The 15006-nt window shown below is 66.8% G+C and carries 16 protein-coding genes and 2 pseudogenes; 7 read left to right on the forward strand and 11 right to left on the reverse strand.

Features of this window, described 5'->3' with window-relative positions; genetic code table 11:
* Positions 1-11: 11 nt before the first annotated feature.
* The 6 genes from ACQUQ0_RS15770 to ACQUQ0_RS15795 all read right to left on the reverse strand — a co-directional run bounded on the left by ACQUQ0_RS15770 (position 12) and on the right by ACQUQ0_RS15795 (position 4485).
* Positions 12-449 (reverse strand): desampylase, encoded by a 438-nt coding sequence (locus ACQUQ0_RS15770; protein ID WP_435186504.1) that lies wholly within the window; start codon positions 447-449, stop codon positions 12-14.
* Between the two features lies 1 nt (position 450).
* A complete protein-coding gene (locus ACQUQ0_RS15775; RefSeq protein WP_435186505.1) occupies positions 451-774 on the reverse strand; it encodes a rhodanese-like domain-containing protein in 324 nt (107 codons plus the stop codon).
* A 2-nt stretch (positions 775-776) separates the two neighbouring features.
* Entirely contained in the window at positions 777-1073 is a 297-nt protein-coding gene (locus ACQUQ0_RS15780; protein ID WP_435186507.1) for a sulfurtransferase TusA family protein, read from the reverse strand.
* A 108-nt stretch (positions 1074-1181) separates the two neighbouring features.
* Positions 1182-2123: a YncE family protein gene (locus ACQUQ0_RS15785; RefSeq protein ID WP_435186509.1), complete on the reverse strand. Its 942-nt coding sequence runs from the start codon at positions 2121-2123 to the stop codon at positions 1182-1184.
* Positions 2123-3181 carry a sulfurtransferase gene (locus ACQUQ0_RS15790; RefSeq protein WP_435186510.1) on the reverse strand — a complete coding sequence of 353 codons (1059 nt, stop codon included), beginning with the start codon at positions 3179-3181 and terminating at the stop codon, positions 2123-2125. Before ACQUQ0_RS15790 ends, ACQUQ0_RS15785 begins: the two co-directional genes overlap by 1 nt.
* Complete coding sequence (locus tag ACQUQ0_RS15795; RefSeq protein ID WP_435186512.1) at positions 3181-4485, reverse strand: YncE family protein; 1305 nt, start codon at positions 4483-4485, stop codon at positions 3181-3183. The genes ACQUQ0_RS15790 and ACQUQ0_RS15795 overlap by 1 nt, the downstream gene beginning before the upstream one ends.
* Before the next feature lie 155 nt (positions 4486-4640).
* On the opposite strand from ACQUQ0_RS15795, the gene ACQUQ0_RS15800 reads away from it, so the two are divergent.
* From ACQUQ0_RS15800 to ACQUQ0_RS15810, 3 genes are all read left to right on the forward strand, one after another.
* Positions 4641-5849, forward strand: a complete 1209-nt coding sequence (locus ACQUQ0_RS15800) for a YeeE/YedE family protein (RefSeq protein WP_435186514.1) — start codon at positions 4641-4643, stop codon at positions 5847-5849.
* Between the two features lie 93 nt (positions 5850-5942).
* A complete protein-coding gene (locus tag ACQUQ0_RS15805) occupies positions 5943-6974 on the forward strand; it encodes a PLP-dependent cysteine synthase family protein (protein ID WP_435186515.1) in 1032 nt (343 codons plus the stop codon).
* Positions 6975-7080: 106 nt separating this feature from the next.
* Positions 7081-8721, forward strand: a complete 1641-nt coding sequence (locus ACQUQ0_RS15810; RefSeq protein WP_435186517.1) for a histidine kinase N-terminal 7TM domain-containing protein — start codon at positions 7081-7083, stop codon at positions 8719-8721.
* A gap of 16 nt (positions 8722-8737) precedes the next feature.
* Here the strand turns inward: ACQUQ0_RS15810 and ACQUQ0_RS15815 are convergent, their stop codons facing one another.
* Positions 8738-9001 carry a MoaD/ThiS family protein gene (locus ACQUQ0_RS15815; protein WP_435186519.1) on the reverse strand — a complete coding sequence of 88 codons (264 nt, stop codon included), beginning with the start codon at positions 8999-9001 and terminating at the stop codon, positions 8738-8740.
* 140 nt (positions 9002-9141) lie between these two features.
* Between ACQUQ0_RS15815 and ubaA the strand changes: the two genes are divergently transcribed.
* Complete coding sequence (gene ubaA / locus ACQUQ0_RS15820) at positions 9142-9996, forward strand: SAMP-activating enzyme E1 (RefSeq protein ID WP_435186520.1); 855 nt, start codon at positions 9142-9144, stop codon at positions 9994-9996.
* A gap of 187 nt (positions 9997-10183) precedes the next feature.
* Entirely contained in the window at positions 10184-10552 is a 369-nt protein-coding gene (locus ACQUQ0_RS15825; protein ID WP_435186522.1) for a SaoD/DsrE family protein, read from the forward strand.
* Between the two features lie 41 nt (positions 10553-10593).
* Here ACQUQ0_RS15825 and ACQUQ0_RS15830 read toward each other — a convergent pair whose 3' ends face one another.
* The 3 genes from ACQUQ0_RS15830 to ACQUQ0_RS15840 all read right to left on the reverse strand — a co-directional run bounded on the left by ACQUQ0_RS15830 (position 10594) and on the right by ACQUQ0_RS15840 (position 12972).
* Positions 10594-11190: a helix-turn-helix domain-containing protein gene (locus ACQUQ0_RS15830; RefSeq protein ID WP_435186523.1), complete on the reverse strand. Its 597-nt coding sequence runs from the start codon at positions 11188-11190 to the stop codon at positions 10594-10596.
* A gap of 58 nt (positions 11191-11248) precedes the next feature.
* Complete coding sequence (locus ACQUQ0_RS15835; protein ID WP_435186524.1) at positions 11249-11521, reverse strand: hypothetical protein; 273 nt, start codon at positions 11519-11521, stop codon at positions 11249-11251.
* Between the two features lie 137 nt (positions 11522-11658).
* Positions 11659-12972, reverse strand: a complete 1314-nt coding sequence (locus ACQUQ0_RS15840; RefSeq protein WP_435186525.1) for a RimK/LysX family protein — start codon at positions 12970-12972, stop codon at positions 11659-11661.
* Between the two features lie 187 nt (positions 12973-13159).
* Here ACQUQ0_RS15840 and ACQUQ0_RS15845 point away from each other — a divergent pair, with 187 nt between their 5' ends.
* Positions 13160-14182 (forward strand): succinylglutamate desuccinylase/aspartoacylase family protein, encoded by a 1023-nt coding sequence (locus tag ACQUQ0_RS15845; protein WP_435186527.1) that lies wholly within the window; start codon positions 13160-13162, stop codon positions 14180-14182.
* 120 nt (positions 14183-14302) lie between these two features.
* Here ACQUQ0_RS15845 and ACQUQ0_RS15850 read toward each other — a convergent pair.
* Positions 14303-14569, reverse strand: a pseudogene (locus tag ACQUQ0_RS15850) (CoA-binding protein); the annotation flags it as partial.
* Between the two features lie 75 nt (positions 14570-14644).
* Between ACQUQ0_RS15850 and ACQUQ0_RS15855 the strand changes: the two are divergent.
* Positions 14645-15006 (forward strand): annotated as a pseudogene (locus ACQUQ0_RS15855) (IS5/IS1182 family transposase); the annotation flags it as partial.

Genomic DNA, 15006 nt, shown 5'->3' on the forward strand with positions numbered 1-15006 from the left:
CTCGCGGGGGCCTACGACTCTGCCGGGGCATCGGACAGGCGGACCATCTCCCGCTCGAACCCCTCGTCGGTCCAGCGCCACGACCCCAGGTAGGGATAGCCGTCGAACGCGCAGATGGCGTAGGAGTACCCCGGCCACGTCGCGCGTTCGGCGTCGGTCTCGCTCGGGTGGACCGGCCCCGCGGGGTGAGAGTGATAGAACCCGACCACCTCAAGCCCCGCGTCCTCGATCGCTTCGGTGACTTCGAGCTGCTCCTCGGGATCCATCGCGTAGCGGATCTGGGGCGTCTCCGCGGCGTTGGTGACCTGGTGAACCTCGTGGACGACGCTCTCGGTCTCGCCGTACGCGCCGGCCAGAATGCCGCAGATCTCCTTGTCGCCGCCGCCGTAGCCCTGGTAGACGATCTCGTCGTAGGCGTCGCGGTCGAGAACGAGGGTCGAGTCGCTCACGTCACTCCTCGGATTCGAGGTCGTACTCCCAGGCTTCGTAGCCGCCGGCCATACTCCGGACGCTCCCGGCGTCGTCGACGTCCTCGTAGCTGCCGATCAGCCGGGCGGCCTGGACCGATGACTGGCCGATCGGGCAGGCGACGACGACGTCGTCGTCCCACTCGATCTCGCCGATCCGGCTCGGGAGCTCGCTCATCGGGACGTTGACCGCGCCGGGGATGTGGCCCCGCTCGTACTCGTCGGGGTCGCGGATGTCGACGATCTGCGGGGCGTCCCCCGATTCGATGCGCTCGTGGAGCTCGTCGGTGGTGATCTCGTCGACCATCGTTATCGCTTCCGGAGGAAGATGCGATAGCGCCCGTCGCCGCTCTTCCAGACGTTGGCCTGGGCCATCTCCTCGACGGCCTTCGGGACGTTCTCGGTGCTCGGGACGTGGTCGGTCTCCTGCACCAGGAGGTCGCCGGAGCCGAGCCCCTGGATGGCCTTCTTGGCCTCGACCTGGGGATACGGACAGACCTCGCCGGTCATATCCTGCACCTCGTCGGCCTGTTCGTAGAGTTCTTCTGCGGTCTCGTCGTCGAGCTCGTCGGGGAGTTCGACGACGTCTTCCCAGTCAGTAGCCATTACCGGTTTCGAGGTCGCCTGCAAGCAAACCCTTTTCGAACGTCGCAGTCATCTCCCGTATCTCTGACGCGCGTCCCGCGTCCACTAGGTTCAGCGCGCGCACTGCGTTCACAGCACGAGCGGCTCGAACGGCTGGGCCGGCGTCTCGACGGTCCAGCGAACCTCGCGGTCCGCAGTGGAGACCAGGCTCACCCGGTCGTCGTCGTAGTGGGAGACCGTCACGCCGTCGCCGTCGCCGACCGGGTCCGCGGCGAAGGCTGGCGCCGGAAGGGAGAGCGACGCGTCGGCGTCGAGGGCGACCATCCGGGCGCGCTCGCGGTCGAGCACCCAGGGCGCGCCGTCGACGATCGACACGGCCGTGGGTCGGCCGCCCACGCCGTGGGTCTCCGGATCCGACAGGTCCGGCGCGAGCGACGTCACGGTCCCGTCGTCGCGACCGGCGACGTACACGCGCTCGGGGCCGAGCGTGGCCTCGTAGGGGTTGGCGCCGACGTCCGCGCGTGCCGTGACGTCGGTCTCGTCGGCGCGGACGACGCGCCCCCCGGTCTGGTCGACCGCGTAGACGGCGCCGAAGCCGGCGTCGACGCCCTGGACCCGCGCGTCCGCGCCGACGTCGATCGTCTGCTTCACCCGGGCGGCGTCGGGATCGACCACGGAGACGGTCCCGTCGACGCGGCTGCCGACGTACGCAAGCCCGTCGCGGACGGCGGCGTCGTGCGGTTCGGCGCCGACGCCGACTCGGCCCGCGAGCGAGCGGGAATCGGGATCGAGGATCGCCACGGCGTCGCCGCCGGTGCAGGGAACCAACACCAGCCCGTCGGCCAGCGCGAAGTGCGAGGGGCCGAGGATGCCCGTCCCGATTTTTCCGACTCGCCCGTCGTCGACGACGCTGACCGCCCGCTCGCCCATCGTGGCGACGAACACCGCACTCCCGACCGCCGCGAGGTGGACGGGGTGGTCCCCGACCGCGATCCGGCCCCGCTCGGTCCCGTCGTCGCCGTCGAGCAGGACGACGCAGTCCGCGCCGGCGCAGGGGACGGCGACGAGCATCACCCGGTGCAGGAGAAGCCGCCGCCACCCCCGCCGCCGACGCTCCCGGAGGTCTCGACGACGGTCGTGGTCTTCGTCTCGACGGGGTAGCGGCCGCGGCGGTCTTCGGGCACGTTTGCCCACTCGGCGAAGCCGCCGTCGTAGAGGCAGACGTCCTCGGCGCCGAGCGCACGGAGGACGAGCCACGTGTGGGTCGGATTGACGTTGCCCTGGCCGTAGACGACGGTCCGACCGCTCTGGCTCAGGCCCGCGTTGTTGAAGTACAGCCCGGCGAGCGTCCCCGGCTCGGCGAGCATCCGGCCGTCGACGTTCCCCGTCCAGTGGACGTCGATCGCGCCCGGGATGTGCCCGTGGCGGTCGTTGGAGGCGACCAGTTCCGGGGACTTCCGGGCGCCGAGGTACGCCTCGGGCGGTCGGACGTCGACGAGGCCGGGCCCGTCGGCGTTGAACGAGCCGACTCGCTCGGCGATCCAGTCGCGCGTCACGACGAACTCCTCCTGGGGAGACGCCTCGTAGGTCGCGCCCCTGGGCGACCGGGAGCCGACGCCGACGCGGCCGTTCCAGGCCTCGTAGCCGCCGTTGAGGACCGAGACGTCACCCTCGTGGCCCAGGTACTCGAGGACGAACACCACTCGCGAGACCCGCGAACCGACGCTGCTGCCGTATACGACGACGTCGGTGTCGCGAGTCAGGCCGAGCGCACCGAGTCGGTCCGCGAGCGCGTCGGCGTCGGGGACCAGCCCCGCGTCGGTCTCGGTCCGGGCTGTCAGGTCGTCGACCGGGACGTGGCGGGCGCCGTAGACGTGTTCCGTGCGGAACTGCTCCCGACGCCGGGCGTCGAGGAATACCTCCGAGTCCGGCCGGACCTGGTCGGGCCCGCGGAAGTAGGCCACGTTGCCGCCGATCGACGCCGCCTCCGCGACATCGGCGGGCGTTCTCACGCCCGAACACCCGGCGGTGCTGGCGACGCCCGCGCCCGCCGCGGCCGCCAGGAGGGACCGGCGAGTCAGTGCGGCCTCGTCGCCAGCGTCGGTCGAATTCCTGTCGCCGCCGCGCATCACAGCTGGTGGCCGCAGGCGCAGTTCCCGATGCAGTACGTCGTTCCCGCGTTCGCGAACTCGACGCCGAGCTTCGCCATCGACGCCATCAGGTCGCTCGCGGTGTCGCCCTCGGGGCGGACGTTGCCCGCGGTCGCCCCGTAGGGCTTGGAGCCGACGCCGATCGTCGCGGTGATCTCGCCGGCGGCGTGGTCGATCATCTTGACCTCGTCGGACGTCTGGACCGGGACGTAGAGCTTCTCCTGGCTTGGCCCCCACGTGCCGACGAACGCCGAGCCGCCGACGTCGAGGCGGTTCGTCACCTCGTTCGACTCCAGGTCGACGACGGTCACGTCCTGGGAGTTGGCGGTGAAGACGTAGCCGGTCTTCGAGTCGGGGCCGATCTCGCTCGTCAGCGGCAGCGCGCCGAGGTCGTCCTCGGCGGTTAGCCGCGTGACCTCCTCGGGGTTCTCGGGGTCGCTGACGTCCCAGACGCTCTCGGTGCCGTGCTCGCCCTCGTTGTTCTCGACGAGCAGCGTGTCGCCGTTCCAGGCGGCGGTGTCCATCCACGGGCTGACAGCGTCGACGCCGTCGACGACCGGATCGACGCCGACCTGCGTGACGATCTCGAAGGGGTCGATCCGGAGGACGGTGAGCGTGTCGCTGAAGATGTCCGGGACGAACGCGTACTCGCCGTCCGGGTGGATCGTGACGTCGCACGGCCCGGGGCCCGAGTGGTCACCGCGGCCGCCCTCGGGCTTGCGGTCGATCTCGCCGGTCACCTCGCCGAACGTCTCCGAACTCGGGTCGGCGTCGAGCCGGAACTGCTTGTGGACCGGCTCGCGCGCGCTGACGATCAGGTGCTTCCCGTCGGGGGTGACCTCCTGCCAGTTGGCGCCGGAGCCGGTCTCGAAGGAGGCCTCCTCGGAGAGGGACGCGACGTCGACGCCGCGGACGCCGTTGTCGACGTTGAGCCACGCGATGGGCCGGCTTTGATCGAGCTGCTCGACGATGTACTGGTTCGAGGGGAACGACGCCGTCGCGCCCAAATACGTCGTGGTGACCAGCTCGTCCGCCTCGGCGTCGATGACGCTGACCGTCATGTCGCCCGTGTTGAACACGAACACCGTCGGCGGGCCCTCCTGCCCGCCCCCGCCGCCGGAGCCGTCGCCCCCGGTCAGCCCGGTACAGCCGGCCGTCGCCGCCGTCCCCGCCGCCGCGGAGCCGGCGAGCAGCGCCCGTCGCGACACGCGGCCGCCGTCGTCTCGCTCCCCCGCGGAGCCTCGGTTCGGATAGAGGATCTCGTCGTCGGACTCGTCGCTCATTGTCGAGTAAACAGGGCGTACAGGGTTAGGTACGTCGGAGCGCTCAGCCATTGCCCGTTGTCTCCGAAAGGAGAATATGTTGCCTTTTTCGGCGTCAACGGGCAAGACTGGTCCCCTTCGTCAGAGGGACGCGCCGGGAGCGCTTTCCCGTTCCTATGCCAACGCTCTCGCCACTGGGGTACGTCCTCGTTTCGATCGGGGTCGGCCTCGCCTTCGGAGTGCTCCTCCAGAAGGCACGCTTCTGTTTCGTCAGCGCGTTCCGCGACTTCGTCGCGTTCAAAGACACCCGCGTGCTGAAAGGCGTCATCGCGGGGGTGATCGTGATGACCCTGTTCTGGAGCCTCCAGGCCACGCTGGGCTTCTTCCGGGGCTTCTGGACGCCGCCGTGGGGCTTGGCGTCGCTGTTCGGCGGCTTCGTCTTCGGGATCGGGATGACGATGGCCGGCGGCTGCGCCTCGGGAACGCTCTACCGGGCCGGCCAGGGCTACGTGCAGTTCTGGATCACGCTCCTGTTTATGGGGGTCGGCTACGTCGCCTTCGCGTACGCCTTCCCGACGCTCCGCTCGGTCTACTTCGAGCCGCTGCGCTTCGGCGACGGCGCGACGCTCTACCTCGCGCTGCCGTGGCCGCCGGCGCTCACCGGAGTGCTGGTCGCCGCAGTGCTCGTACTCCTGTACGCGTTCGTGCGGGGCCGGGCGCAGTTGCCCGACGAGCCGCGCGGCGGGACCGACGCGCCCGCCGACGCCCGGGCGCAGGCGAATCTGCCCACCCGCTCGATCTCGGCGCTGTCGATCGGGCTCCGTGAGGTGTTCGACGGGAGTCGGGCGTACGTCGACGGGATCCGCTCCGACGACCGGCCGCTCGCCGACCGCCTGCGGGACTCCTGGGACGCGCGGACCGCCGGAATCGGCCTCGCGCTCGTCGCCAGCCTGTGGTTCTGGGTGTACGGGGCCTGGGCGATCACCGGCAGCGAGGCCAAGTGGGCCGGCTGGCTCCTCGCGCAGGCCGGCGTCGACGTCGGCAGCGTCGAGTACTGGGGGTCGATCCTGTTCCGCGGCGGCGACATCTCGGTCACGGTGGACATGCTGATGGTCCTCTCGGTCGTGGTCGGCTCGTTCCTCGCGGCGCGGGCCTCGGGGGACTTCCGGATCCGGTGGCCCAAGCTCCAGCGCCTGCCGAACCCCATCGTCGGCGGCCTGCTGATGGGCGTCGGCTCCCGGCTGGCCCCCGGCTGTAACATCGCGAACCTCTTCAGCGGCGTCGCGCTGCTGTCGCTGCACTCGATCCTCGCGGGCGCGGGCATCATCCTCGGCACGTACGTGATGACCCACTGGCTCTACCGGGAGGTCGGCTGTGCGATCTGAGGCCGCCGGAGCGCTCAATAGCGACGACTCCCGTCTCCGTCCGACGATTTCGGAGACGGCAGGCCTTTGGCCGTCCGGGGCGGTGATCCGGATATGAGCGACAGCGACGCGCCGGTGTTCGACGAGGCCCACATCGGCGAGACGCCGCTCGTCGAACTCGACGTCGACGTGCCCGCGACCGTCTACGCCAAGGTGGAGTGGCTGAACCTCTACGGCGCCCCGTACGGCGGCGGGTCGATCAAGTCCCGCATCGCCAAGGGGATGCTCGACGGCGCGGAGGAGCGCGGCGACCTCACTCCCGAGAAGACCGTCATCGAGCCGACCAGCGGCAACACCGGCAGCGAGATCGCCCGGCTGGCGAGCGCCCGCGGCTACGACGTCGAGATCGTGATGCCCGACAACGCCAGCGGCGGCAAGATCGGCGCGGTGGAGGACGCGGGCGCGGAGATCCACTTCGTCGACGCCGACCTGGGCTACGACGCCGTCATCGAGCGCTGCGAGGAGCTCATCGCTGCCGACCCCGACCGGTACTACCGCCCGAACCAGTACGAGAACCCCGACAACCCCGGGACCCACGAGCGCACGACCGCCCCGGAGATCTGGGACCAGACCGGCGGCGAGGTGACCCACTTCGTCGCGGGCGCCGGCACCGGCGGTACCGTCACGGGCACCGGCCGGGGGCTCCACGAGCGGGGCGACGTGACGGTCGTCGGCTTCGAGCCCGCCGAGGCGCTCCATGCCATCGACGGCCTGAAATACCTCAGGACGGGCGATCACTACCACCCCGAGACCTACGACGAGTCCGTGCTCGACGAGAGGGTCTACGTCGGCACCGACGACGCCTACGACCGCGCCAGGGAGCTCAGGGAGCGCTACCAAGACGACGAGGTCCCGATCGTCGACACCGGCCAGTACGACGAGTCGACGGTGCGGGACGAACTCCGCGTCGACGGCCAGTTCGTCGTTGGCACCTCCTCGGGCGGCGGCGTCCAGGCCGTCCACGAACTGCACGCCGAGTCGGGCCTGAGCGCCGACGACACCATCGTGATCGTGCTGTGCGACCGCGGCGACAAGTACGCCGACATCCCGCTGTGGGAGGACTATCTGGCCTCCGACGCGGCGTAATCGTGGCGGAACGCCGGGATTCGACGCGCTGTCGCGGAAAAAACTGCATATGCGTTTAAGTAACACTTTTTAAGCGAATTTCCTAAGAATAACTTAGGATTACCCTATGAACGCGCTCCAGATAGCGCTGGTTCTCCTCTTCGCGCTGTCGGGGGCGGTGTGTTTCGCGGCGATCCGGGCCGTCTCGCAGGTGCCGAACGCGGACGTCCGGCGGGGGCTCCTCGCGCTGCTCCTGCTGAGCGGGCTGTGGGCGGCGAGCGAGGCCGCTCGGCTGCTCGTTCCGTCCCCGGCCGGCAAGGAACTGGTGTACATCCTCGGGCTGGTGGTAGGACTACCCACCGTCGGCGCCTGGCTGTTCTTCTGTTCCGCCTACACGGGTCACGACTATCATCGCAAGCCGGTGTTTCGACAGCTCGCCGTCGTCGTCTACACCGTAGTCGTCGCGGTGAAGATCACGAACCCCTACCACGGCCTCTACTTCCGGAGCAGCCTCGTCGCCGAGCCGTTCCCCCACCTGACGATTCAGCTGATGCCGGCGCACTGGTTCGTGACGGGGCTCTCCTACGTCCTCACCGCGATCGGCTTCTATCTGCTGTACGAGCTGTTCTCCCAGTCGAGCCTGGAGACGAGATCGCTCAGCGCGCTCGTCCTCGTCACGGCGCTCCCCGTCGTCCTCGACATCCTCAGCTACACCGGCGACCTCCTCTTCACGCTGAACTACGAGCCCGTCGGCGTGGCGGTGTTCGCCGTCGGCGTCCTCTATGTCGTCGACGAGCAGTTCGTCGCCCTGCCGGCGTTCTGGCGGCAGGACGTCTTGGAGGCGCTCGACGAACCCATCGTCGTGCTCGATCGGGAGGAGGCGATCCGCGACTACAACACGGCCGCGGCCGACCACTTCCCCGACCTGGGGGACGCGGCGGGAGAGCCGCTCGCCGCCGCGTACCCGTCGCTGGCGGCGAAGCTCACGGACGGGGACGACCTCGTCGAGACCGATGTCGGCGGTGTGACGCAGTACTACGCCGTCGAGCGGCAGTCGCTCGAGAGCGGTGGCGAGCGGTTCGGGCGAGTCGTGATCCTCTCGGACGTCACGGTTCTGGAGCGCCAGCGCCGGGAGCTCCAGCGGCAGAACGACCAGTTCGACGACTTCGCCGAGGCCATCACCCACGAACTCCGGAACACGCTGGCGATCGCCCGGGGGTATCTGGACGTGATGGGCGAGGAGGCCCTCGACGACGCGGGGTCGTCGTCCGCCTCTCCCGAGTTCTACGAGCGGGTGACCAACGCCCTCAAGCGGATGGACCGGATCACCACCGACCTCTCGAAGCTCGCACGTGACGGCCAGACCCTCCAGGGGCGGGACGTATGCCACGTTTCGGCGGTCGTCGATCGCGGCTGGGCGGCCGCGACGACGGACGGGATGTCGCTCTCGATCGATGCCGACGGATCGATTTACGGCGACGAGGTCCGCATCGCGGACCTGTTTAAGAACGCCTTCGAGTTCGCCCGTGCGAACGGGGCGACGACAGTCACCGTCTCGCGGACGGACGAGGAACTCAGAATCGCGAGCGACGGCGATGCCCTCTCGCCCGCGGAGTTCGAGCGCGCGTTCAGCTACGGGGAGGCGGTCCCCTCCGCGGAGACCGGGATGCTCCTCCCGAACGTCCGGACGCTCGCGCGGGCCCACGGCTGGGAGGCCACGGGGACCGCGGACGACGACGGGCTGACGATCCGCATCAAAACGTCGTAGGGCGTACCGATCTCGACTACCGGCCGCCGCTGGCGGCGGGAATGACCCGAATCCGACTGTCCTCCTCGACGGCGGCGTCGAGGTCGGCGACCTCGCTGCCGTCGACGTAGACGTTGATGAACTCCTTGATCTCGCCGTCGTCGATCACGCTGTCTCGGAGTTCCGGGCCGTGTTCGGCGGCGTGGTTCTCGAACGCTTCCGCGAGCGTTCCCCCAGCGACTTCGACGGTCGAAGAGGCGCTGCCGCCGCCGAGCACTGCCGGCACTTTGATCTTCGGCATACGCCGCGGTTGGGCCGTACGACACATAAGCGGCACGTCGGCGGCAACCACGGTGTCCACGGGGATCCGTCGCGCCCGCGATAGCGGAAGACGCGCACACCTCCGTCGGCCTTTTCGCCCGGGGATTCCATACGAGGGATATGAGCGAACTGGACCTCGACCCGACGCAGCTGGACCGGTACTCCCGGCACATCATTATGGACGACGTGGGCCCCGAGGGACAGCGGGATCTCCTCGACGCGAACGTCCTCGTCCTCGGGGCCGGAGGGCTGGGAGCGCCGATCATCCAGTACCTCGCGGCCGCCGGCGTGGGGACGCTCGGCATCGCCGACGACGACGAGGTCGAACTGTCGAACCTCCAGCGGCAGGTCATCCACGGCGACGACGACGTCGGCCGGAAGAAGGTCGACAGCGCCGCGGAGTTCGTCGAAGACCTGAACCCCGACGTCGACGTCGAGAAGCACGACCTCCGGGTCCGCCCGGACAACATCGAGGAACTCATCGAGGGCTACGACTTCGTCGTCGACGGGACGGACAACTTCCAGACGCGCTACCTCGTCAACGACGCGTGTACGCTGGCGGGCGTCCCCTTCTCCCACGGCTCGATCTTCAAGTTCGAGGGCCAGATCACGACGTTCACCGGCGGCGATGACTCGCCGTGCTACCGGTGTATGTTCCCCGAAGCGCCGCCCGCGGGGATGGTCCCCAACTGTGCCACCGCGGGCGTGCTGGGCGTCCTCCCGGGCACCGTCGGGTGCATTCAGGCCACCGAGACGGTGAAGGCGATCATCGGCAAGGGCGAACTCCTCGACGGGCGGATGGTGTTCTACGACGCGCTGAATATGGAGTTCGACACCGTCGAGATCACCAAAAAGGACGACTGCCCGGTCTGCGGCGACGATCCGGCGATCGACTCGGTCCACGACGTCGAATACACCGCCTCCTGTGCGATCGACGTCGGTCAGGAAGCAGATCCTGAACTCTCGATGGACTGATAGTGAGTACTCTCGTCTCTTACCGCCGAGCGCCGTCACCGGGCGTCGCGTTCGGCGGTAAACAGTCAGAGTAATCACTATGAAACGGACGGTCCGTAGAGCCGGTGTCAGAGACAGCGGCGATCCGCTCCGGAGTCGGTAGCGAAATAGGTACCAGCCCGGACGGACGACTACGAAAGTCGCCTACGTGTTCGCGACGGCCGGACAGACGATCGACTACGTGCTCGGCGGTATGATCCTGCCGCAGCTCGAAGCCGGCACTCACGGCGTCGACGTGGCCGGGATGTTCTTTTTCCACGACAACACGTACGCGCTCCGAGAAGGGGATCCGATCGGCGAACGGCTCGACGACCTCGCCGACGAGCGGGAGATGCTCTTGATGCTGTGCGATCAGTGTGCGAGAAAGCGCGGGCTCGCGGAGTTCGATCACACCGACGAGGCCGGCAGGGATCACTTCACGCCGACGAACACGATCGAGAACGCCACGGTCGGGTGTTTCCCTGACCTCTACGCCGCCCTCGGCGAGGTCGGGGTCGACCAGGTGATCACGCTCTGATACGACGTGCGGAGTCGTGAGAGCCTCGGAGCCTGGTGGGGTCAGTCGGTCCCGAACGAGTCCCAGAACACGTCCGGCAGGTCCTGCTCGGGGTTTTCGTCCAGGTAGTCCTGCTTCGTGAGGTTCGCGTCCTCGATCAGCGTGGCGGCTTCACCCGCCCAGACGTAGAACCCGATCAGCGTCTCGCGTCGCATCCGTTCGAGGTCGACGGAGTGGTACACGTTGACGACGCCCCCGTTCTCCCGGTTCAGTTCGGACCGTCTGAGGAGGCCTAACTCCACGAGTTTGTTGAGATAGCGGGTGATCGTGCTTCGGTCGTACCCCAGCGATTCGGCGACCTCGTTGGCCGATAGCGGCCCCTCGCCGATGACGCACAGACAGATGTCGAGGCCGGCTTTCGGCAGTCCGAACGCCTGGAGGAGCACCTGTTTGACGTCCGGCGGCTTGACGCTCATCTCGACGTCGGTCACCCGTTCCATCGGCTTGTCGTGACACGACATCGGCGGTTCGTCGCGCCCCAGCGCGAGAACGACGTTGTCGCAGTCCGGGCACTCATAGAGGTTATATCGGCTCGCGTCGGGGTCGTACTGTACCTCCTCGGGGGGATCAGACGGCTGATCTGCCTCGCCTCCCGCCATTAGCTATGCAGCTCCATACGGTTCATATCACCTGCAGTTCTGATAAATGCCGGTCCTCTCATCCGTCTGAACTCGGTCTCGCGGCGTCGACGATGACCACCGCATCGGTGTCCAGCGCCAGGAGTTCCTCCCCGGTGATCGTCACTCGTGCGGTTCCATCGGGCGCGATTCGGGCGAGATCACAGGCCTTCAGGCCGCGGAGATGCACTTCGACCGCGTGCTCGTCGACGCCGAGCGTCCCTGCGAGCGCGTCGACGGTCGTCGTCTCCCGTCGCGTCGCGTCGCTCGCGGCAGCCAGCTGCTCCAGGACGGCTCGTCTCGTTACGGACATCGGGAGTGGCGGGCGTTCTGCCCCGGCGGAGGAGACATACGTGTCAGAACCATTGCTGCGCGCTCCGTGTCCCGCTCACCGTTGGCGGGGGTTCAATGCGTCGGTACCGGGGTGTGGCTTCCATCGTGTTTCCGGGGTTATTCTTCGACGGTTCGGCTGATGTCCAGCGTGTATGCTTCGAGCACGTCTCGGCCGAGCAGGACCGGATACGTCATATCCGACCGGTCGGTGACGCTGGCGGTGACCGTCCGCCACCGTCCGTTCAGACAGAGGTCGACGTCGACGAGGGGGCGGGTCTCCGTGTCGCCTCCCGCCCCCGACCGCACGTCGGTCGTGCCGACGAGGGGGCCGGCGCCGATCCGACCGGCGAGCTCCGTGTCGATGCTCGTTCGCTTCGCGCCCGTGTCCGACTTCGCGACCGCCTGTTCTGCCCCGTCGCGGCCGTTGATCCGTATCCGCGAGGTGTAGCCGAGGACGCCGTCCCCGCCCTGTTCTTGGACGAGCGGCGGTTTGCAGTCGGGGACTGAGTCGTCCAGTGTCGTTTCCAGTTCGACGACTCGGGAGGCGTCGACGCTGCCGCCCGCCCGCTCGATGGCGAGGCGTGCGATGTGCGGAGCGGCCGAGACGCCCGTCGCCGAGAACAGCCCTTTGAATCCCGCGGTGGCGTTGACTTCGAGGATGTACCACTCGCCGTCTATCGGCATCAGGTCGACCCCGGCGAGGTCCAGTCCGAGGACAGCCGTCGCCTCCGTGGCGAGTCGGCGCGGTTCTCCCCCGAGTTCCTCGGTCACGCCCTCGACGTCACCACCGAGCGCGACGTTCGTCCGCCAGTCTCCCTCGGGCGCGTGGCGTCGCATCGCCCCGACGATCTCACCGTCGACGACGTACACGCGCACGTCGGAGGGGCGGTCGTCGGAGTCCTCCAGGAACTCCTGGACGAACGCGTGTTCGTCGTTGATCATCGGACTGACGGGCTCGTTCGGCGAGACGACCGACATATCCTGCCCGTTCGTCCCGATGGTATGCTTGTAGGCAGCGGTATCCGGGAGGTGCTCCGGCCACTCTTCGAACGTTCGCGGGGAGCGGCCGAAGAACGCGTCCGGTACTGGCAGGCCGGCTGCAGCGAGCTTCGCACCGGCGCGATACTTATGGAGTGTGTTCGCGACGGCTTGCGGTGTGTTCACAACGGGCGTCGTCTCCTCGTAGAGCGCAGCAAGTTGAAGATCTTCGAGCTGGTGGTCACTCTTGGTTAAGAGCATCCGGTTGACGAGCACATCGACACGGGGTGAGAGCTGGACAGTGCCGTCCTCGATCCGTGAGGTGACGTTCTCGTCGCGGATCCAGACGGGTTCGTGCCCCAGCACCCGAACCGCGTTCAGGATCGCTTTGGTCTCCTTGCTGTTGTGGGTGCTCAACACGCCCACTCGCTGTGTCCCAGCATCGGTCTGCACACTATCGATGCTCGCAGACCGTGCCGAGTCCGTCGCACCCTCCGGTTCGGGGGAATTGGAAGAGGCAGTCATTAGCGTTGCTCACGTTCGTATTCGGAACCCCCGTCATTACGAGTTCTGCGAACGTGTAACACAGTTACAACCGCTCTCTCGACTTAACCCGATAGGATCCACTATGTAGGGACTGATGAGCGAACAACAGGCGGACGCGTTCACATTCGATGGCGGCCGTGTGGAACCCGGTGAAACGGAAGAACTCCGATATCCAGTGAGTGAGACCTATTTGGGCGATCCGGTTCGCATTCCAGTGACGATTATCAACGGCCCACAGCCCGGCCCGACGGCATTTCTCTCGGCTGCGATCCACGGTGACGAGCTCAACGGCATTGAGGTCGTCCGAGAAGTCGCTCAGGAGTGGGACCATTCAGACGTCTGTGGGACGCTCGTTTGTCTCCCCGTTCTGAACGTCCAGGGATTCGTTGCGCAGGAGCGGTATCTCCCGATTTACGAACGAGACCTGAATCGAGCCTTCCCAGGGAAACAGGACAGCACGAGCTCGAACCGGATCGCTTACCAGATCTATCATAATTTCATCGAACCCTGCGATTTCGGCCTCGATTTTCACACCTCTACGCGGGGGCGAACGAATATGTTCCACGTCCGTGCCGATATGGACGACGAGGGGGCTGCCCGACTCGCTCGTGCCTTCGGAACAAATCTCATTATGGCCGGTGAAGGCTCCTCGGGGATGCTGCGTCGCGAGGCGACCGACGCCGGCATTCCGACGATCACCCTCGAGATGGGGGAAGCACATCGCTTCGAGCGGGACTTGATCGACCACGCCCTCGATGGCGTTCGAAGCGTCTTCGCCGAATATGGTATCTACCAACAGGAAACGGTTCGATGGCCAGGCTGGCGGACCGTAATCGAGGGCTGGAGTGAAAAGACGTGGCTCCGTGCTGACGCCGGCGGGATCGTCGAAATGAACACCAAACGGGGGGAGTTAGTCCACGAGGGCGAGACGATCTGCCGGATCACGAACCCGTTCAAAGCCGATGAAACGACCGTTGAAGCCCCATTCACCGGATTGCTTGTCGGAGTTCTCGAAAACCCCGTTGTGTATCCTGGGAACCCACTCTGTCACTTCATCAAGCTCGAGGAAATGCAAGAACGCATCATCGAGAATCAGCGTGGTGTACCTCACAAATAGCTCGACTTAACCTGTCCTCTGTGAGCGAAGCTGAGGATACTTCACGAGGTCGCTCGGTATGGACGGTTTTCGGAGTACTGGGTGTGGAGGGCTCCGTCCTTGGAGAATCTCCGCTGATGCGACCAGCCGTTGATGTTCCGGTTTCACACATCGGTCCTGGACGACGCGCAGGCCGGCTGACTCTGCTCGGGCAACGGCATCGTCGTCGCGAATGCCGAGCTGGAGCCAGATCACCTTGACGTCGTCGCGGGCGAGAGCCTCGTCGACGATGCCAGACACTTCGGGGCTCGGTCGAAACACGTCCACGATATCGATTTCCTCCTCGACGTCGGAGAGCGAATCGTAGGTGGGTCGTCCGAGAACCTCGTCTGCAGTGGGATTGACCGGCTGTGTTGAATCACTAGACGGCGTCGGGATAGGTCGCTAAATCGAAGGAGTTGAAGCGGGAGACTCCAGTTGTCTATGACCCAAATCTCCCGCTTCACTAGCGAAGTCGTCCCGATTTCTCAAAGAGTTACTGGCGATGGAGACGAATCCGCCGCCCCGGAAGGTGGCGGCGAATTCGCCGACTATGCTCTCGTTTCCCTCTATTGTCTCCGGATTTATCTCGACACGTCCTACCGAATGACGATTGACTTGCTCAAAGAGATGCCACAAATAACCGGGGAGATCGGCCTTGACGCGGCCGATCTCCCCGCGCCCTCCACGTTGTGTAAGGCGTTCGACCGGATCAGCATAAGCGTCTGTCGAGTGCTGCTGCGCCAGTCGGCGCAGCTGCACGACCCCTCGAAACACGGCGCGATCGACGCGACATTCTACGAACG

The sequence above is a fragment of the Halobellus sp. EA9 genome (genome assembly GCF_051195055.1).
Taxonomy (GTDB): domain Archaea; phylum Halobacteriota; class Halobacteria; order Halobacteriales; family Haloferacaceae; genus Haloquadratum; species Haloquadratum rubicundus.

Bases quoted from the DNA above. Each gene is read 5' to 3' on its own strand.
- ACQUQ0_RS15805 (WP_435186515.1), top strand. From the start codon at position 5,943: ATGAGCGACAGCGACGCGCCGGTGTTCGACGAGGCCCACATCGGCGAG.
- ACQUQ0_RS15780 (WP_435186507.1), bottom strand. From the start codon at position 1,073: ATGGCTACTGACTGGGAAGACGTCGTCGAACTCCCCGACGAGCTCGAC.
- ACQUQ0_RS15800 (WP_435186514.1), top strand. From the start codon at position 4,641: ATGCCAACGCTCTCGCCACTGGGGTACGTCCTCGTTTCGATCGGGGTC.
- ACQUQ0_RS15790 (WP_435186510.1), bottom strand. From the start codon at position 3,181: ATGCGCGGCGGCGACAGGAATTCGACCGACGCTGGCGACGAGGCCGCA.
- ACQUQ0_RS15830 (WP_435186523.1), bottom strand. From the start codon at position 11,190: ATGGCGGGAGGCGAGGCAGATCAGCCGTCTGATCCCCCCGAGGAGGTA.
- ACQUQ0_RS15775 (WP_435186505.1), bottom strand. From the start codon at position 774: ATGGTCGACGAGATCACCACCGACGAGCTCCACGAGCGCATCGAATCG.
- ACQUQ0_RS15845 (WP_435186527.1), top strand. From the start codon at position 13,160: ATGAGCGAACAACAGGCGGACGCGTTCACATTCGATGGCGGCCGTGTG.
- ubaA (WP_435186520.1), top strand. From the start codon at position 9,142: ATGAGCGAACTGGACCTCGACCCGACGCAGCTGGACCGGTACTCCCGG.
- ACQUQ0_RS15815 (WP_435186519.1), bottom strand. From the start codon at position 9,001: ATGCCGAAGATCAAAGTGCCGGCAGTGCTCGGCGGCGGCAGCGCCTCT.
- ACQUQ0_RS15785 (WP_435186509.1), bottom strand. From the start codon at position 2,123: ATGCTCGTCGCCGTCCCCTGCGCCGGCGCGGACTGCGTCGTCCTGCTC.
- ACQUQ0_RS15835 (WP_435186524.1), bottom strand. From the start codon at position 11,521: ATGTCCGTAACGAGACGAGCCGTCCTGGAGCAGCTGGCTGCCGCGAGC.
- ACQUQ0_RS15795 (WP_435186512.1), bottom strand. From the start codon at position 4,485: ATGAGCGACGAGTCCGACGACGAGATCCTCTATCCGAACCGAGGCTCC.
- ACQUQ0_RS15810 (WP_435186517.1), top strand. From the start codon at position 7,081: ATGAACGCGCTCCAGATAGCGCTGGTTCTCCTCTTCGCGCTGTCGGGG.